Origin of the sequence: Fluoribacter dumoffii NY 23 (assembly GCF_000236165.1) — a bacterium.
Classification (GTDB): Bacteria; Pseudomonadota; Gammaproteobacteria; order Legionellales; family Legionellaceae; genus Legionella; species Legionella dumoffii.
The window spans coordinates 1,176,894-1,193,055 of sequence record NZ_CM001373.1 but is presented as its reverse complement, the minus strand read 5'-3'; the positions used below and the strand labels follow the sequence as shown (position 1 = coordinate 1,193,055).

The following is a 16,162-nucleotide window of genomic DNA, read 5'->3' as shown; positions in this document are numbered from 1 at the left end:
TATGATATTGTGGGACAATGTCCTTAAAAAGTTTACAAGGAGCAAATATGATGAAACAAAATAGTGGTGGCCAAGGGGCTCGAAATACAAAAAAAAGGTCTTTTTTAGAAACCACCAAAAGAATTTGGGAAGAGGATAAAAACAAGAATTTGGAAGAAAATAAAACAACTCATACTAAAGAGACACATGTTGATAGTTCAGATAATTTGGTTGAAGCAGAACCAGATATAAATCAGTTTCTGAAACCCAAATAGGCCATTCAAAATTGTAAAAGTTGTGATTAAAATAAGGAGTTCAGGTATTGTTTAAAACAAAATATACAATTTTTGACATTTGGTAAGGATCAACTATACTTTAAATGTAGGGTTAGTTTTGGGTTTAACTCGAAGCTTCTCCTGCTGCGAAAACCACCCTCGGGTGGTTTTTGTCATTATGCTTCAATAAATTGGCTAAAATGGAATTTGAGAGCACTCACAAGTTTTTTTACAAATAATTGAATATCAAGGAAAAGTCCATATCAATACTGGTTTTTAGGCTAGGGGTGAGGGAGATTTAGGCAATAGTTTTATTAGTTTATTTATTACAGATAATTTTGATATTTGTCCTGCTAAAAAGGGTTTCCTTATCGCCAATGTTTTTCAGATATTTTTGAATAATTATAAGTTGCTGTTAACAGCCGGTAATTTGAAATGAAAATATCAAAAAGGTTAAAAAAATTTGCCAATAAAATTTCAAAAGAAATTACTTTTAACGAACTTTTACATCAATTTCATGCAAAGGATAATTTCTTTTTAATCATACTATTAGCTGTACCTCCAGCCACTCCCTTATCTTTTATACCAGGCTTTTCAGCACTTTTTGGGGCCTGTATCGCCCTAATATGTATTCAATTATTGATGGGAAGAGGAAAAATATGGTTCCCGCAAAAACTGAAAATGAAAAAAATACCTCATAATATTAATAAGGGCTTGTTGAAGTTACTCCCTTATGTGGAATATTTGGAAAAATATATTAAAAAAAGATCGTTATGGGTAGGTTCGCATTTTCTAAAATACGTTTTCATTTTGATTATTTTAATCCTGAGCATTTTATTAATGCTGCCCGTTCCTTATATAGATTTGGTCTCTTCATCGACCATTATGATTATTTCCATCGGAATAATTAAAAAAGACGGTTTGCTTATGTTAGGGGCGCTTTTATTGGTGTTGATATACCTAATTTTACTTTTTTATATTTTGCGTACTGTCTTCATTTTAAGTTTTAGTGCCTATAATTTTATTAAATCATTAATTAAATAGTTTTCAGGGATCTGAATAAGTGCAATGATGAAAGGGATAATTAAGAAAAAAAACTTACGGGAACGGATCATTTGGCGTTCTATAAAATGGCCGCTTATTCTTTTGTTGTGTAGTTTGCTTTTTATATTTATAAGTTTTTTAAACTTTTCCTTTTTTTTAAAAGAGTGGTATTTGGTCGTAGTTATCAGCGCAAAACTCGCAAATCTTTTTATAATTACCGCATTTTTGCTGGCTTTGTATAATATCCTGGTCTATACCAGCATTTTCTTCATTCAAAAACTAAGTGTATCGAATCCGCCTATCGCTTTGATCTTACAAAGCCTGAGAAAGAGTTCCAAAATTATTTTCATTCTGGTTTGGCTCAATGTACTCTGTTCTATAGCGCCTCCCTCGAAGCAATTCCTACTTTATGCCAATAAAATTTTTACTTTATCCCTCATTTTGGCTATTAGCTGGATAGGAATCCAGATCCTAAATACTTTTGAGGCCTTCTATGAAAAAAAAATGCTATCTCTTTCAGCAGATACTCGCATACAAGTGACTGAAATTTATACCAAAATGCATTTGCTAAAAAACATTGGATTCATATTTTTGGGAATTATTACTATCTCTGCGATTTTAATGAGCTTTAGTAATGTACGTAACATGGGCTTTAGCCTCTTGGCTTCGGCTGGTTTTTTAACCGCCATAATAGGATTTGCAGGCCAAAAAACATTAAGTGCTATTTTCTCGGGGTTTTGGATTATTTTAAACGGGGCAATTAAAATTGGAGATACGTTATTTATAGATAATAAATGGGCTATTGTAGAAGAAATTACCTTAACTAACGTACGTTTACGAATGAAAGATAATCATCATTTAATTATCCCCATAAGTTATTTCCTGGAAAATAAAGTAGAAAGCCTGGGAAGAAAAGGCAAAAGTTTAATAACCAGTATTTATTTTTACGTTGATTTCAAGTTACCTATTTCTATTTTAAGGAAAGAGCTTGATGAAATTTTAGATAATTCAATGTATTGGGATGGAAATATTAAAAAAATTTTAGTTAATAAACTAAATGAAAGTTCGGTTCAGATGCGAATTCAAGTCAGCACAAGGGATGGGGAAAAAATTTCTGATTTCCGGGCCGAAATAAGGGAAAAATTCTTTAATATTTTACGCGAAAAGTACGCTGAATTTCTCCCCAAAACTCGTCAGATCGGGATTTTAGATCAGGAAAAGAAAAAAGAATAAAACATTAATAGTGAAGAAATAGCCATTAATAAAAAAGTAATCCATCCTAGCACGTTGGAAAGTAATTTATTTTTATATTCTCCCATGATTTGCTTATTATTAGTGATTAGAAGAATAATAAAAATAAGGGGCAAAGCAACAATACAATTGATTACAGCAGCTATAATTAACCCTTTAATCAGGTTTATCTGCAGTAAATTCATGAATAGTCCAATTAAAGTGGAGACTATGGTAATCAAATAAAAATATCTTGCATTTTTACACTTATGGAAAGGCCACTCCTACGATTTAATAGTACAGCCAGGGCATAAGCCGATGAAACAGCCAAAATTGGGATGCTGAGGAGCCCAAGCCCAATTATACCAAGAGAAAAAATTAGTTTAGCGACATATCCTGCATAGGGGAACCCATCCACAATAGGTTCTAAAGCTTTGGCAGCATCAGCCGCGGTATTGATATTGCTTATTCCATGGGTATGAAGGGTAATTCCTATTAAAGCTATAATGGACCAGGTGCAAATTTGAGAAAAAAACATCCCAATAAAATTATCTTTTTTTAATGAGTTTAATCTTATGTTTGAAATTTGAGCAAAGCCATGTGAGCTGAAGATTTTCATTTTTCGATTTTCTTCAGCCTCCTGGAAAGCCTCCCAAATAAACATATAAGGCGAAATAGAGGTTCCAAATAATGCAGTTAGCATAAAAAAATATTCACTGGAGAAGGTTATATTGGGAACAAAAGTATTTTTTAATACTTCTAGCCAGGGGGTACGTACAATAAAGAGGGAAATAGGATACACAAGAATAAACAGACATAACCACTTTAATATTTGGACATATCTTTTATAGGGAAAATAGATAATACAAAAAAGGATAATTCCGGTAAAAAAAATTAAGCCAATCAGTTGATTTACAGGAATAAGAAGACTTAAGGCGGCGGACATGGCTCCCAAATCTGCCCCTAAATTGATTGTATTGGCGGTAAACAATAAAAAAGCAAGGGGAATCAATATCTTATTCCCATAATGCTTCTTGATAATTGATGAAATCCCCCTGTTTTTTACAGCTCCTATTCGTGCGCATATTTCCTGTATTGCTATCATAAGCGGAAGCATCAATAAAACGGACCAGAGTTGTCCGAAACCAAATTTAGCTCCTGACTGGGCGCAGGTTGCAATCCCGGAGGGATCATTATCTGAAATACCGGTAATTAAACCTGGACCCAAATGCCGAAAAAATTTATTCTTTTTCATTGAGCACACTTATTAACTTATTAAAATAGAAGGGAATTTGTTTTAAAGCATAAGCTGCTGCCAGTTTTTGTTTTTGTGACTTCGACCCTTTAAAGAGGACTCTTTCAGAGACCAGAATATTTTTTGAATTATGTTTAATGAGCCATGCAAAGCAGATGGTCCCTGGAGGGATCCCATCCATAGGTTTAGAGGCAGCTATCCCCGTACTCGCTACTGCAATATTCGCCTGGGTATATCTGAGAGCGCCCTGTACCGTTTCCCGGGCTACTTCTTCACTCGTCAAGTTAAACTTTTTTATTGTTTTTTTCTTGACTCCTAAAACCTTCAATTTAGCCTCTTCAGAATAAACTACAAAGCCGGTATCCAGGACTTCTCCGCTTTTAGGAACTTTACTCAGCAAATGAATAATGTATCCTGAAGTACAAGATTCAGCTGTGCTTAATTTTAATTTATGTGATTTTAAAAAAGAAATGAGTTCCCTTAATTCCTGTTGATTCATCATCTTCCTGATAATTAGAACAATTCCAGCTTTGATTCCAATTCTATTTTAAGCGATTGAAGAGGTATCAAAATATCGAGATTATAGGTTCTATCCTGATACAGACATCAAGCCAATTTAATTTTTTAAAACATACAGTTATGCTACAGTAAGATATTAATTTTTCAAAGGCTTTACCTAGTCGTTTTCCCTAATTGTCACTTAATAATATTGGAAGTTAACCCTGCTGATAAAAGAAATAAATAAGAATGGCTCTAATAACTGAAGCCATTCTCGCAAAGATTTATTTCTTTTTTCCACCTTTATCTTGTTTATTAACGGTGCGCCAGGCACGTTCCTCTGCTTCTTTTTTGGAAACGCCCTTTTTCTCATAGGAGTCTTCAATGTGTTTTGCTTGACGTTTTTGCTTATCGGTATAACTGGATTTATCTCCTTTACTCATGACAACCTCCTTTTGATTGAAAGCTTATCCCATACATCAGAGTATTAAAAATAATTATCACTTTATATTATAGAGGGTGATTTATTAATTTATGGGCTTTTCTTTGACAAAAAATCATATCAAGCTACCCTTTAAATGTGCATGAAGATTTTAATAAAGTAATGGAGAAAATTATGGAAAACTTAAATACAGGAACGGAAAATCTAAAAAGTAAGTTTAATGAAATGAATGCAAACATAAAAGATAAAACAGAAAATATGACAGAACAGGTAAAAGATTCTGTATCTGAAATGTATGAAGAAGGAAAGAAAAAGCTAAACCATCTGGAAGAATATGTTGAAGAATATGCCCATGAATTCGTAGAAAAAGTGAAAGAAAGACCGTTAACTTCTTTACTTGTTGCTGCGGGAATAGGGTACTTATTATCTTCACTTTTAAAAAAATAGTGTATTTTTTCTTTAAATAAAAAGCCACCAAAGTGGCTTTTTATTTAAGAAAATCCATATTGATTTAGGTTGTTATGGTGAAAATAAACAATTATTTTTTTGCATTCTTGCTAGGAACAACTATATTTTTAAGAAGATTCAAGTTTAGGAGAATATCATGGATGATTTTAATGAAAACCCCTCAGTTATTAGAGCAAAAGAACATTTAAAGAAAGGCTCTAACATACTCATCGATGAAGGAAAAAGAAAAGCCAGTGAACTGTATCACGAAGGTTTGGATAAAGCTTCTGAAATGGAACAATCCATAGAAAATATAGTAAACAATTTAGCTGGAAAAATTAGGGAAAAACCGCTCTCCTCGGTGTTAATTGCTGCCGCAATCGGCTATTTATGGGCAAAAATTAAAGGATAGAGGGAGTTATTGCCCGAAGTAGCTGACCCTCATTTCAGAGCTTTGGGCAAAAATTTCTTTGGAGTAAGACGCGCCTAAGTACACCTAAATGTAAATTCGACTTCAAATCAATAAGTCCGTATCCAGAATCTTCGTCATGAGCGTAAAATGAAACAATATGGAAAAGGAGTGCACACTTCCTTAAAGAGAACAAAATTGATGTTCTCCCTCCTTCATTTTTTAGCTTGTTGGAACAATACGGCATTTAGGGTTGGGTACAGTTTTGTGGCAAATAAACATTAAACCGCGGAACAGCAAATAACATCCCTGGAAGAGAGGTTTAAGGTTGTCGCTTAATGCTTTTATATGACTTTAATTCAGGTGCAGGTATCCTTGGTGGTGAGATTGCAAGTATATTATGGAGTGAAGGAAGAGATACGGTTAATGGAATATGACATTGTTCATCATCAGAACGTGCCGGCAAGGGCAAAAGCCGATTTATTCTCGGTCTAAGAGAGTCTTCTTCCTCTGCATCAATAATCGCTTTTTGTTCTTCTACTTTCAAAATAGCCTGAGCAAATGCTTGTGCTACATGATGTTTAGGATTCAATTTGATACAAATCAGCATTTTTTGAAACCATGAGGATTGGCTAAAATCATTGCAAATCTTGAGTGCAGGGGCAATAATCTCATTCACTTTGCCTTGCCGGCTCATTAATCCTATTTTGAAAATAAATGGATTGAGGGAATTACGCTTCTGAATTAAAGCGTGATCTAAAACTTCCAATTGCTCAGTAAAGAATAAAAATTTTGCCAAAGGTTCTCTTAAAGATTCAACTCCCTTGCAAATTAACTTTAATTTTTTCTCTGCTTCACTCTCACCGACTCTATTTTGCATGCGAACACTTTCAACTTCCAGGATGAGTTTCTGGGATAGAGAATTGTAATTGATAGCTGATAGTTCAGATAACTGTTGTTGAATTGAGTTAAGATGTATTGTCGCTGCCGCAGTGATTATTGATTTCCATACTGAATTGACTAAACGTAGAGAAAGCCAATCTTTTCTTGACAAACCTTGGACAATTAAAATATTCAATTCATATGGAAGATTTAGCATTATAATAACATCTTGCAATATTAATAGTTAATAAAAAATCATTATTGTAAATGATGCGTTAGGAATAAGCTATTCCTATATAAGGAGTAATACAGAGAGAGAAATACTTTGTGACCGTAGAGTAAGCCATATGAATTTTACTGCCTTTTCTGAGCTACTCTTATAAATAAAATTGATTGACCAAATGACCTCATTATGTAAAAATACCCAACAGTTTATGTAAATTATTGCCAATATGAATAAGCTTTTTTATTTAATCTGTTTGTTTTTAGTTCAAGTTCCTGCATATGCAAGCGCTGAAGAAAATACTCAAGCCTATTTCGATTCCATAAAAACCACTCCGAGTATCCTAAAAAAATTTCTCACCCAAATGCCTAAAGGGGGAGATTTACATATGCACCAAAGTGGCTCCTCATTCGCTGAAAACCTGATTCATTATGCAGAGACGGATAATTTGTGTATTGATAGGAACAATTTATCGGTTTTGATTAATCCTTCATGCAGGACAGAAGATTATTTGGCTACTGTCTCATTTAATAAAAAATTATATGATTCTTTAATTGACGCATGGTCGATGCGCCATTTCGATAAAATGGAAAACGAATCAGGACATGATCACTTTTTTAATGCTTTTGGAAAATTTAGCCTCATTACCAAACTGCATGCAGGAGAAATTTTAGCTGAAATAACTGAGCGGGCGGCTGCGCAAAATGAACTCTATTTAGAAATTATGACTACCCCCGATGGGAATGAAGCCAGTCAGCTAGGTAAGCAAGTGGGGTGGGATGCGGATTTGGAAAAGCTGCGCAATCATTTATTAAGCGCTAATTTTAATCAGATAGTAGCACATATTTCTGAGAATTTGGACAAGGATGAAGCGAAAAAGAATGCATTACAACAATGCGGCACTAATGATGAACAGGCAGGGTGCCAAATCACAATTCGTTATTTATATCAGGTTCGTAGAGAACAGCCTCCAGAGATGGTTTTTGCGCAATTACTTGCAGGATTTGAATCTGCTTTACACGATCCGCGTATTGTGGGCATTAATATGGTTCAGACAGAAGATGGAACAATATCAATGCGCGACTATAGATTACATATGCAAATGGTAGCTTTTTTGCATCGACTCTATCCTGATGTTCATATTACGTTGCATGCGGGTGAGCTTAATCCTCAATTAGTTACTCCAGAAGGACTTACATTTCATATTTATGAAGCAGTAGAAACTGCTTCTGCAGAGCGAATTGGCCATGGTGTTGATATTAAATACGAACATAATGTGTACGAATTACTAAATAAAATGGCACAAAAAGAAGTAATGGTTGAAGTCAATTTAAGCAGTAACGATTATATTTTGGGCATCAAAGGAAACAATCATCCCTTGGCTTTATATTTGGAATATGGAGTGCCTGTAGCCTTATCAACTGATGATGAGGGAGTAAGCCGCGAACCTTTAACTCGCCAATATGAGCGTGCCGTAGAAGAACAAAAGCTTTCTTACCGCACTCTGAAACAATTAGCCCGAAACAGTTTGTATTTTGCATTTTTACCGGGTGACAATCTTTGGCAAAATTCACAATACACGGCAATGAATGATGCTTGTACCCCCATTATATCTGAAAAAGACCAGACAACACCCGCATGCCGGAATTTTCTAAATGCGAACCCAAAGGCTAAACTGCAATGGAAATTGGAAGAACAGTTCGTCAAATTTGAATCACAATATTGACATTTAATTACTGGCAGAACTCCACCCTATGGCTTCAGCAAAAAAAATTCCGGCAGGGTGAGAGGTTAGATCTCCCGTAAAAAATTAACCAACAAGTGAAGGGCATTAGAAATAATATTTTGCTCTTCTTTTGTTACATTCTTGAGGTTTTCATTCAAGCGGTTATGCAAAAGGTAGGGTGCTTCTTGTACAAATTCCTTACCCTTTGGGGTTATATCAATATAAATGTTACGCCTGTCTTTAATATCTCGGGTTCTGCTTACGAAATTTTTTTCCTCTAAACGATCAATAACCCCGACTAAAGTGCTCATTGATAAATAGACCCTTTTGGAAAGCGAAGATATTGTCATTATGCCTTGTTCATAAATTTCATATAAACAAATAACTTGGGGGACTGTTAAACCGTACAGTTTATTTAGCCTTCTGGAGTGATAATCCATTTGTTGCATAATGTTACGTAATGCAAGAATAATGTCTTTAGAACCATGCTCCAGTTGATCTGTCGCTTCGCCAATTCTTTTTTGAAGATCACTCATAAATTGTGTTTACCTGTTTATAGGTTGAAATGATTGTCGCCCGACACCAATGCTAATAATTCAGTTGAGATTAACTAGTTAAAGGCGTTTATCTATTGTATCCAAGTGGCAAAATAAACTATAGGAGGGCTCGTAAAAATAATTACATGCCTTCTTATCACTATGGTTGTATCTAGTTCATATTTTTTGTTAACTTTTTAATTCTATCTATAAAATCCACATTAATTTTCCTCTTTTGGGAGGATGTAGATCTTCTACTTGAGTCAATGACAACAGTTAATTTGATAAGTTTTTTTCCTGGGCAATTACCGGCCACTTTCTATTTTAAGGTTGAAAAAAAATAATTTAGCAATTACCATGGTAAATCATTTGAGTACAAATTATATCAATAGAAAATAAAAAAAGAGGTGTTATTAGCAGTTACGAGTACTCACGATGAACTGTACAAATATCCTCGAAATACTATGTAAGTAATTTTCAATTTAGCAATTATTAGCACTCTCAAGAATTAATAAACTAAGGGAGGATTATCGATGGATGATCACATTAAAAACTTCTTAAAACCATCCCACACTTCTTCACAATCGGCTGCTGATGAAAATGAAGAAATTTATTTTAAAAGTAATGGGGTTTTAACGCTAGGGGTAGAAATTGAGCTTCAACTCATCGACTCTGAAAATTATAATTTGTGCTCAAGAGCTGCCGAGGTACTTGCTGCTACAACCCATCTCGAAAAAATTAAACCGGAATTTTATTTAAGTACTATAGAAGTGAATACTGATAAATGCAGTACAGCCCATGAAGTAGAAGATGATCTTTATAACAGCCTTGCTTCCCTGCAACTTGCAACTAAAGATTTAGGGGTCTTATTTTCAGCCACAGGCTCTCACCCGTTTTCCAGGTATGCTGATTGGGTCGTATCTCCTACAACCCGTTATCAGGAGCTCATTGATCGGAACCAGTGGCTTACTCGCCGCATGAGTGTTTATGGATTACATGTGCATCTGGGTATGTCTAGCGGTGAGGACTGCATTCGTTTTAACAATTTTTTTATGCATTTTTTACCGCATTTACTGGCACTGTCTTCAAGTTCCCCTTTTTGGCAGGGAATTGATACAGGGCTTGCTTCTTACAGACCAACTACCTATGAAGCGTTACCTACAGCCGGTCAACCTTATCATGTTCGAACCTGGCAAGATTTTGAAAACTTATATAAGACATTGAAGTTGTGTGGTTCAATTAAATCTCTAAAGGATTTGTGGTGGGATTTAAGACCAAGCCCTGGCTTTGGAACATTAGAAATTCGTGTTTGTGATGGGACAGCCACCCTTGCAGAAACCCTTGCCTTAGTCGCTCTTATCCATGCACTTGCTCATTGGTTTGCTGATAATGGAAGTTGGCTGGAGTCGGTAGCCTATCCTCCTTACTGGTTGGCTCGTGAAAACAAGTGGAGGGCGATTCGTTATGGTTTGGATGCTGAATTATTAATGAACACAGAGGGAAAAACCCGATTAATGCGTGAAGATATAAATGAATGGATTGAAAAATTAAGCCCTTATATAAAAAAATTAGGCTATCAAACGTATTTTTCGACCCTTAAAGTACTTATGGACTCAGGTACCAGCTCTGAACGGCAACGCAAAGTATTTGCTTATAATCAAAGCCTTAAGGAAATTGTGCAGCACAATGTAAGTGAATTCTTGCTTCAAACTCCTCTATACCGAAGGGAAACTGTCATTGCATAACGCTGTGGGTTATGTATTTACCTAACGTTGAGGAGTAACTCATGGAGCAAAAAGTTTATATGTCAAAAAGAGTTGGTAATGTGCTTATTGTAAGTGAATTGAATCACTATACAATTTATTCAAGCAGATTGATGGCAAGATCCCTGAACCAGGATGAAGAAAGTTTTTTAATGGATAAATACACCCGGCTTTTGGGAAATAATCAAAATATAAAGATGTTTGGGGATGGGAAGCCCTGGGAACCTTCTGCCGTAAAGGAGTTCCTACAGGAAGAAACACAACGATGGAACTCAGGAAACAAATTCTCTGTGTTTTCAATTTATAACAAGAGTACTCAAGAGTTTATGGGGTACCTGCACATAAAACATTCTCTATATGATTTCTCCGAAGTAGGTGCTGGCCATCAAAATGTTGCTGAAATTGCATATATTATTGATCAGGACTTCTGGGGAAAAGGTTATGGGACTGAAGTTGCAATTCTGGGTAAAAAGTTTATCAAGCACATTATTTCTGAAAGTAATAATGCAAGTCAGGAAAAGGATATTAACGAAATTGTCGCAACAGTGGACCCCTTAAATGAGGGTTCAAAAAACGTTTTAATGAAGACCCTGAAACATCAGGAACAGCAAGAGTTTAGCCGGTTCGGCGGTCAGACCCGAATTTTGTTTTTTAAACTTTTGAATACCAGGATGCCCCTGGTAAATGAGTCTAGTATTTTCACTGCAAGATTGTAAAAAAGGAGTAACTATGTGTGGTATCGCTGGTGAATTCCAATTCAATAAAAAAAATATTCCTCTTTTTAACCTGGAAAAAGCTCTACGCAAACAATTTCATCGAGGACCTGATGATGGACAGATTTACCTCACAAAAGGTATGGCATTAGGCCACCGAAGACTTAAAATTTTTGATTTATCCCATTTGGGTGTGCAACCCATGGTTGATTCGGATTTGGGTTTAGCCTTGGTTTTTAATGGAGCAATCTATAATTTTAATGAGTTACGCGAGGTTCTTAAATCGAAAGGATATTCGTTTATTTCAAATTGCGACACAGAGGTACTTCTTAAAGCCTACCACGCATGGGGAAAAGACTGTGTTCATCGTTTAAATGGCATGTTTGCATTCGCAATTTGGGAACAAGAATCAGGTAAACTCATACTTGCCCGTGATCGTTTAGGCATTAAACCACTTTATTATACTGCAAATACACGTCATGGATTTAAATTTGCATCCACATTACCTGCTTTAATTGAATTTGGTGATGTGGATACATCAATTGATAAAGTTGCACTTCATTACTATTTGATGTTTCATGCAGTCCCAGAACCTCTTACCATTTTATCGGGGGTAAAGAAACTTTCTCCAGGCTGTCTCATGACTGTTCATCCTGATGGAAAAATTGAGGAGGAACGGTATTGGGATTTAAAAATTGATAATTCAAAAGCCGACCATTCTCGTGATGAAAGTTTCTGGATAAAGGAAACTTATGAGGTTTTGAAATTGGCAACCCATCGTCAATTAGCAGCAGACGTTCCTGTCGGCATCTTACTGTCGGGGGGATTGGACTCTTCTTTACTTGTAGCAATGGCTGCCAGTCTTGGTCAATCCGAAATCCAAACCTTTTCCATTGGGTTTGATGGAGCCAAAGGCGAATCAGGGGATGAATTTTTATATTCGGACATGATCGCTACAAAATTTAACACCCGGCATCAGCGGATGTTCATTTCTAATAAGCAGTTAGCTTATTCTTTGGGTGATTGTATTTCTGCAATGTCTGAACCGATGCTAAGCCATGACAATATCGGTTTTTATCTTTTGTCTCATGAGGTTGCAAAACATGTAAAAGTAGTACTCTCGGGTCAAGGGGCTGATGAGATTTTTGCGGGTTATCATTGGTTTCAGAATATAAGCAAAAATTCTGCTTTACCTTCACAGTCGGCCCAATTAATTTCAAGCAGAGTCACAGATCGGCCCTATAAGGAATATCAGCAACTTGTAATGCCGGACTTCCAAACCCCATACCATGCAGCTGACTTTTTAAATAGGCTGTGTGAAGAAAACAATTCCAAAAACCCAATTGATAATCTGCTTAAATATGAAAGCACATTCGCATTAGCGAATGGCCCCTTAAGTCGGGTGGACAACATGACGATGTCAGCGAGCCTGGAGGCGAGAGTCCCTTTTTTGGATGAAGAAATGATTAACCTGACTCTTTCTATGCCCCTTCAATATAAATTACCCCAGGGAGGTAAATATATTTTGAAACAGCTGGGAAGAAAAATGCTACCAAAACCCATTGTCGACCGGCCTAAAGGATATTTTCCGGTTCCAGCGTTAAAATATTTGGAGGGAAGTACCTTGGAACTCATGCGAGAAGTACTTTCTCCTGAAAAAATAAAGCAAAGAGGTATTTTTAATTTAGAGGCAGTTCAAAATTTATTTGCACACTCAACCAAAAATTTTACTCCCTCGGGTATTTCCAAGCTTTGGCAGGTGGGCTTGCTTGAATATTGGTTGCAACGGCATAAATTTTAAATAGAATGAGTTATTTTAAATCGTAAAAAAGATTAACTTTGTTAATGATTTATTATTTGCAGGATTATTATAACTTCATTCTATGGATGGAAATAAAAAATATAAGGATTTTAAACTTTTTTCGGGTATTTTATGCTTTGGTTCATATTCTTATTATGCATTATATCTTCAAGTTATGCTCATACCCCGAGTTTGATTTCTCAATGGAAAAAAAATGCTTCTGAGCCGGAAAAACTCTTACCTGTTTATTTGAGTTATGAAAATAAAAAAAGATCTTTAGCAGGCTGCGACATGGGGAATACAACTTTCCTGCCAGGAGTATATGAGACTAAATGGAGCCATAATTTTTCTGGAGCGCATTTTGGGCAGCAGTTTGCCTGTTGGAGCACCTCCCTATACCTGGATAATCAATGTATGTCTTTTAAAAGACGAAAATATTGTGAGAGGTTCAATGAACAATTTGGCTATGTGGAAGCCGACTTCTATAATTTATGGCCTGAAATAGGAATAGAGAATCAAACGTACCCAAATGAACTTGGTGTGCTCACTCAGGGAAGGGATTGTTTTGGATGCGTTAATAAAAATGACAAGTCTCATCTGGAGCCTACTGATTCAGTTAAGGGCGTTATCGCGCGCACTTATTTATTCATGAATGAGCATTATGGACTTTCCTTAAGTCCCTCCCAAAAGAAATTATTTATTGCCTGGAATAAAGCATTTAAACCACAGGCCTGGGAAAAGCAATGGGCGTTGCAAGTGGCTTTAATTGAAGGGTATAAAGATTCTTATATTACTCATTGGCAGGTTAAGGCTCACGTTGCGCTTTAGTAGGCCTAAGCATAGCCCCCCAATTTAATTCGTAATTGGCTCTGAAATGATTAAAACACTAGTTTTTGTGAGTCATTTAAATATTCTTCAACGGAAATTTGGACGACTTCTTTATTTTTTTCCAGTTTTCTTGCGTAAATAGCATCTTTGGCATGAATACTGTAATTCAAGAAGCTCCCCTTAACCGGGCAAAAAACTCGTTTTTTTTGTATCCATTGTTCTAAAGAATCTCCATCAGTAGAGGCTTTCGATTGTTTAATATTTTCAGGAAGCTTATTATAGGCCTTCATAGACTGAATACTACGTATAAGGGGTGTCAATAGCTCCATACCTTCTTTAGAGAAATCCGCAAGGGTAAACATTTTTATATTCTCATGTTTGCTACCCTCCAGTATAGTAACTTTTTCAAGCAACTCATATAAATCCGCAGGACAGATGTTTAACAGTAATGCTGCATGCTCTCTTACGAAGGTTTGACAATGCTTCCCTGAATATTGAATGTTCCCATCTCGACCATCAAAATAATAATGCTTACCATCGGGGAATGCCGCTCTAAGTTGATCAAAAAAACTCTTTAGGGGGCCGTGCATATTAAAAGCATCAAGAGTAAATGTATTAAAAACACCTTCTTTATAATAAAAATCTACGATAAACCAATGTTCGAGTAAATCGTTTTTTACGCCAATGGCTATTTGAAATCGATAGTTTTCGGGTATTTCGCTCATTGAAGCATTCAAAGAATCAAAAAAAGATGAAAGGCGTCGTAATGAAGTCACATAACATTGAAATGTTTTTCCCTTTTCCAGAGACGAACGTTTTTTAAGTTGCATTAACAGGTGCATGTCAGGAGGGGTAATTCCATATAAACTTTGATTTTCAGTTTTCGATTGCATGATAAATCAGATAATAAGTTTGCGGTGCAAGGATTGTACACATCGATTATTAATTAAATATTAAGTGGGCTTTGTTTTCTTTGATTAAATGAAGAGAATCATTCCCAGTTTGTAGCAGTCAATATAAATTGGATTTTGAAGCTTCTATTCGTAACTTCGGTATTTCCGGGACTTTGGCAGACGCTATGAAATTATTGGGGTTGATCTTACTTATCATCCCCAATACCGATAATGCAACACAAAAGAAATAATCTTTGAGCCTCAACTTCCCTTCAGTAGGCTGTGCGAATAACTTGTTGCAGGTTATCTCTACAAGAAAATTTTTCTGGCAAATAAATCTATTCAAGGATTAAATATAATATCGCAATCCCAATTGAATTTGATTGCTGTACAAAGTGTCAAAACTTGTTGGTGTTCCAGTTAAACCCAGATTAAAAGGTCCTCCTGTATTATAATTTCCAGTATTGGAAAACTTGCCCAGATCCACAAATTGATAATTAAAATCAACTAACAGATTTGCATTAAAAGCATAAGCCAAACCTGCACCAACTTGCCAGGCAAAGTAGTTGACAGTGTGACCGTATTCACTTTGCTGGACGAATGGCCAATAAATATTATCTGTTGAATTGGAACTTAGGCCGATACCACCCATTACATAAGGAATAACAGGAAAATTGAAGTCGATGTCATAGTAACCATTAACCATCAAGGTATAGTTTCTCAGGTTTGCAGTACCCACTTCGGGGGCATCATCAGTGGCTTCAAATGAGATGGAAGGGCGGTAGGTAAAAGTAAGGTCTGCTCTTAATTGTGGAATAAACCGATAACCAATTCCCACATTATAGCCGAGTCTGTTTTCAACATGGGTATCAAGTGCGTTAATTTTCGTATTTGAAAGGTAACTCGCAGTAATTGCAGAGGGATCATTAAAGAAGTTGTATCCCAAATCAGCTCTTAGGTAGATATTATCTATAGCTCCCATTGTGCCTGCAAATAAGCTTCCAGTAAAAAGGGCAATACCCGAAGTCAAATAAATTAAATTCCTTTTCATGAATTATCCTATATAAATCAATAAATAAGAGGGTATTATCTTACTAAAGCTGATTGGGTATGTAAATTACTGGAAATCCATTGGATACCATCCTGATATAAATAAACTTGTTTCCTTATTTGACCCAAATTAGTAGAGGTGATACATAACCACCTCTTGATCAAATT

The 16,162-nt window shown here is 35.7% G+C and carries 18 protein-coding genes; 10 read left to right on the top strand and 8 right to left on the bottom strand.

Annotated elements, in window-relative coordinates; genetic code table 11:
• Positions 1-47: 47 nt before the first annotated feature.
• From KYQ_RS05520 to KYQ_RS05510, 3 genes are all read left to right on the top strand, one after another.
• Positions 48-254, top strand: a complete 207-nt coding sequence (locus tag KYQ_RS05520) for a hypothetical protein (RefSeq protein ID WP_019349729.1) — start codon at positions 48-50, stop codon at positions 252-254.
• Between the two features lie 435 nt (positions 255-689).
• The gene (locus KYQ_RS05515) at positions 690-1,298 is read left to right on the top strand and encodes an exopolysaccharide biosynthesis protein (protein WP_019349728.1); all 609 of its coding nucleotides are present in this window, start codon (positions 690-692) and stop codon (positions 1,296-1,298) included.
• 24 nt (positions 1,299-1,322) lie between these two features.
• Complete coding sequence (locus KYQ_RS05510) at positions 1,323-2,531, top strand: mechanosensitive ion channel family protein (RefSeq protein ID WP_019349727.1); 1,209 nt, start codon at positions 1,323-1,325, stop codon at positions 2,529-2,531.
• On the opposite strand, the gene KYQ_RS19755 is transcribed toward KYQ_RS05510, so the two are convergent.
• From KYQ_RS19755 to KYQ_RS19280, 4 genes are all read right to left on the bottom strand, one after another.
• Complete coding sequence (locus tag KYQ_RS19755) at positions 2,510-2,734, bottom strand: divalent metal cation transporter (RefSeq protein WP_050799691.1); 225 nt, start codon at positions 2,732-2,734, stop codon at positions 2,510-2,512. The genes KYQ_RS05510 and KYQ_RS19755 overlap by 22 nt on opposite strands.
• Positions 2,735-2,766: 32 nt before the next feature.
• A complete protein-coding gene (locus KYQ_RS18200; protein WP_050799690.1) occupies positions 2,767-3,783 on the bottom strand; it encodes an NRAMP family divalent metal transporter in 1,017 nt (338 codons plus the stop codon).
• Entirely contained in the window at positions 3,770-4,285 is a 516-nt protein-coding gene (locus KYQ_RS05500) for a CinA family protein (RefSeq protein WP_231294608.1), read from the bottom strand. The genes KYQ_RS18200 and KYQ_RS05500 overlap by 14 nt, the downstream gene beginning before the upstream one ends.
• Before the next feature lie 280 nt (positions 4,286-4,565).
• Entirely contained in the window at positions 4,566-4,724 is a 159-nt protein-coding gene (locus KYQ_RS19280; RefSeq protein WP_010653565.1) for a hypothetical protein, read from the bottom strand.
• A gap of 173 nt (positions 4,725-4,897) precedes the next feature.
• Here KYQ_RS19280 and KYQ_RS05490 point away from each other — a divergent pair, with 173 nt between their 5' ends.
• Positions 4,898-5,170, top strand: a complete 273-nt coding sequence (locus tag KYQ_RS05490; protein WP_010653566.1) for a hypothetical protein — start codon at positions 4,898-4,900, stop codon at positions 5,168-5,170.
• Positions 5,171-5,327: 157 nt separating this feature from the next.
• Complete coding sequence (locus KYQ_RS05485; RefSeq protein WP_010653567.1) at positions 5,328-5,582, top strand: hypothetical protein; 255 nt, start codon at positions 5,328-5,330, stop codon at positions 5,580-5,582.
• 319 nt (positions 5,583-5,901) lie between these two features.
• Here the strand turns inward: KYQ_RS05485 and KYQ_RS05480 are convergent, their stop codons facing one another.
• On the bottom strand, positions 5,902-6,678 hold the full coding sequence (locus KYQ_RS05480; protein WP_019349725.1) for an F-box protein: 777 nt from the start codon (positions 6,676-6,678) through the stop codon (positions 5,902-5,904).
• Positions 6,679-6,913: 235 nt separating this feature from the next.
• Here KYQ_RS05480 and KYQ_RS05475 point away from each other — a divergent pair, with 235 nt between their 5' ends.
• A complete protein-coding gene (locus KYQ_RS05475) occupies positions 6,914-8,410 on the top strand; it encodes an adenosine deaminase family protein (RefSeq protein ID WP_019349724.1) in 1,497 nt (498 codons plus the stop codon).
• A 65-nt stretch (positions 8,411-8,475) separates the two neighbouring features.
• On the opposite strand, the gene KYQ_RS05470 is transcribed toward KYQ_RS05475, so the two are convergent.
• Complete coding sequence (locus tag KYQ_RS05470) at positions 8,476-8,946, bottom strand: MarR family winged helix-turn-helix transcriptional regulator (protein ID WP_010653570.1); 471 nt, start codon at positions 8,944-8,946, stop codon at positions 8,476-8,478.
• A gap of 533 nt (positions 8,947-9,479) precedes the next feature.
• On the opposite strand from KYQ_RS05470, the gene KYQ_RS05465 reads away from it, so the two are divergent.
• The 4 genes from KYQ_RS05465 (at position 9,480) to KYQ_RS05450 (ending at position 14,051) form a co-directional block, all read left to right on the top strand.
• On the top strand, positions 9,480-10,691 hold the full coding sequence (locus KYQ_RS05465; RefSeq protein ID WP_019349723.1) for a carboxylate-amine ligase: 1,212 nt from the start codon (positions 9,480-9,482) through the stop codon (positions 10,689-10,691).
• 41 nt (positions 10,692-10,732) lie between these two features.
• Positions 10,733-11,425 carry a GNAT family N-acetyltransferase gene (locus KYQ_RS05460; protein WP_019349722.1) on the top strand — a complete coding sequence of 231 codons (693 nt, stop codon included), beginning with the start codon at positions 10,733-10,735 and terminating at the stop codon, positions 11,423-11,425.
• Between the two features lie 13 nt (positions 11,426-11,438).
• Positions 11,439-13,223, top strand: a complete 1,785-nt coding sequence (locus KYQ_RS05455) for an N-acetylglutaminylglutamine amidotransferase (protein WP_010653573.1) — start codon at positions 11,439-11,441, stop codon at positions 13,221-13,223.
• A gap of 132 nt (positions 13,224-13,355) precedes the next feature.
• Positions 13,356-14,051 carry an endonuclease gene (locus KYQ_RS05450; protein ID WP_010653574.1) on the top strand — a complete coding sequence of 232 codons (696 nt, stop codon included), beginning with the start codon at positions 13,356-13,358 and terminating at the stop codon, positions 14,049-14,051.
• Positions 14,052-14,101: 50 nt separating this feature from the next.
• Here KYQ_RS05450 and KYQ_RS05445 read toward each other — a convergent pair whose 3' ends face one another.
• Positions 14,102-14,944 (bottom strand): hypothetical protein, encoded by an 843-nt coding sequence (locus KYQ_RS05445; RefSeq protein WP_010653575.1) that lies wholly within the window; start codon positions 14,942-14,944, stop codon positions 14,102-14,104.
• A gap of 349 nt (positions 14,945-15,293) precedes the next feature.
• Positions 15,294-15,995, bottom strand: a complete 702-nt coding sequence (locus KYQ_RS05440; RefSeq protein ID WP_019349721.1) for an outer membrane protein — start codon at positions 15,993-15,995, stop codon at positions 15,294-15,296.
• Positions 15,996-16,162: the final 167 nt, after the last annotated feature.

Coding starts and splice junctions, on each gene's coding strand:
- KYQ_RS05520 (WP_019349729.1), top strand. CDS start 48: ATGATGAAACAAAATAGTGGTGGCCAAGGGGCTCGAAATACAAAAAAA.
- KYQ_RS05515 (WP_019349728.1), top strand. CDS start 690: ATGAAAATATCAAAAAGGTTAAAAAAATTTGCCAATAAAATTTCAAAA.
- KYQ_RS05510 (WP_019349727.1), top strand. CDS start 1,323: ATGATGAAAGGGATAATTAAGAAAAAAAACTTACGGGAACGGATCATT.
- KYQ_RS19755 (WP_050799691.1), bottom strand. CDS start 2,734: ATGAATTTACTGCAGATAAACCTGATTAAAGGGTTAATTATAGCTGCT.
- KYQ_RS18200 (WP_050799690.1), bottom strand. CDS start 3,783: ATGAAAAAGAATAAATTTTTTCGGCATTTGGGTCCAGGTTTAATTACC.
- KYQ_RS05500 (WP_231294608.1), bottom strand. CDS start 4,285: ATGATGAATCAACAGGAATTAAGGGAACTCATTTCTTTTTTAAAATCA.
- KYQ_RS19280 (WP_010653565.1), bottom strand. CDS start 4,724: ATGAGTAAAGGAGATAAATCCAGTTATACCGATAAGCAAAAACGTCAA.
- KYQ_RS05490 (WP_010653566.1), top strand. CDS start 4,898: ATGGAAAACTTAAATACAGGAACGGAAAATCTAAAAAGTAAGTTTAAT.
- KYQ_RS05485 (WP_010653567.1), top strand. CDS start 5,328: ATGGATGATTTTAATGAAAACCCCTCAGTTATTAGAGCAAAAGAACAT.
- KYQ_RS05480 (WP_019349725.1), bottom strand. CDS start 6,678: ATGCTAAATCTTCCATATGAATTGAATATTTTAATTGTCCAAGGTTTG.
- KYQ_RS05475 (WP_019349724.1), top strand. CDS start 6,914: ATGAATAAGCTTTTTTATTTAATCTGTTTGTTTTTAGTTCAAGTTCCT.
- KYQ_RS05470 (WP_010653570.1), bottom strand. CDS start 8,946: ATGAGTGATCTTCAAAAAAGAATTGGCGAAGCGACAGATCAACTGGAG.
- KYQ_RS05465 (WP_019349723.1), top strand. CDS start 9,480: ATGGATGATCACATTAAAAACTTCTTAAAACCATCCCACACTTCTTCA.
- KYQ_RS05460 (WP_019349722.1), top strand. CDS start 10,733: ATGGAGCAAAAAGTTTATATGTCAAAAAGAGTTGGTAATGTGCTTATT.
- KYQ_RS05455 (WP_010653573.1), top strand. CDS start 11,439: ATGTGTGGTATCGCTGGTGAATTCCAATTCAATAAAAAAAATATTCCT.
- KYQ_RS05450 (WP_010653574.1), top strand. CDS start 13,356: ATGCTTTGGTTCATATTCTTATTATGCATTATATCTTCAAGTTATGCT.
- KYQ_RS05445 (WP_010653575.1), bottom strand. CDS start 14,944: ATGCAATCGAAAACTGAAAATCAAAGTTTATATGGAATTACCCCTCCT.
- KYQ_RS05440 (WP_019349721.1), bottom strand. CDS start 15,995: ATGAAAAGGAATTTAATTTATTTGACTTCGGGTATTGCCCTTTTTACT.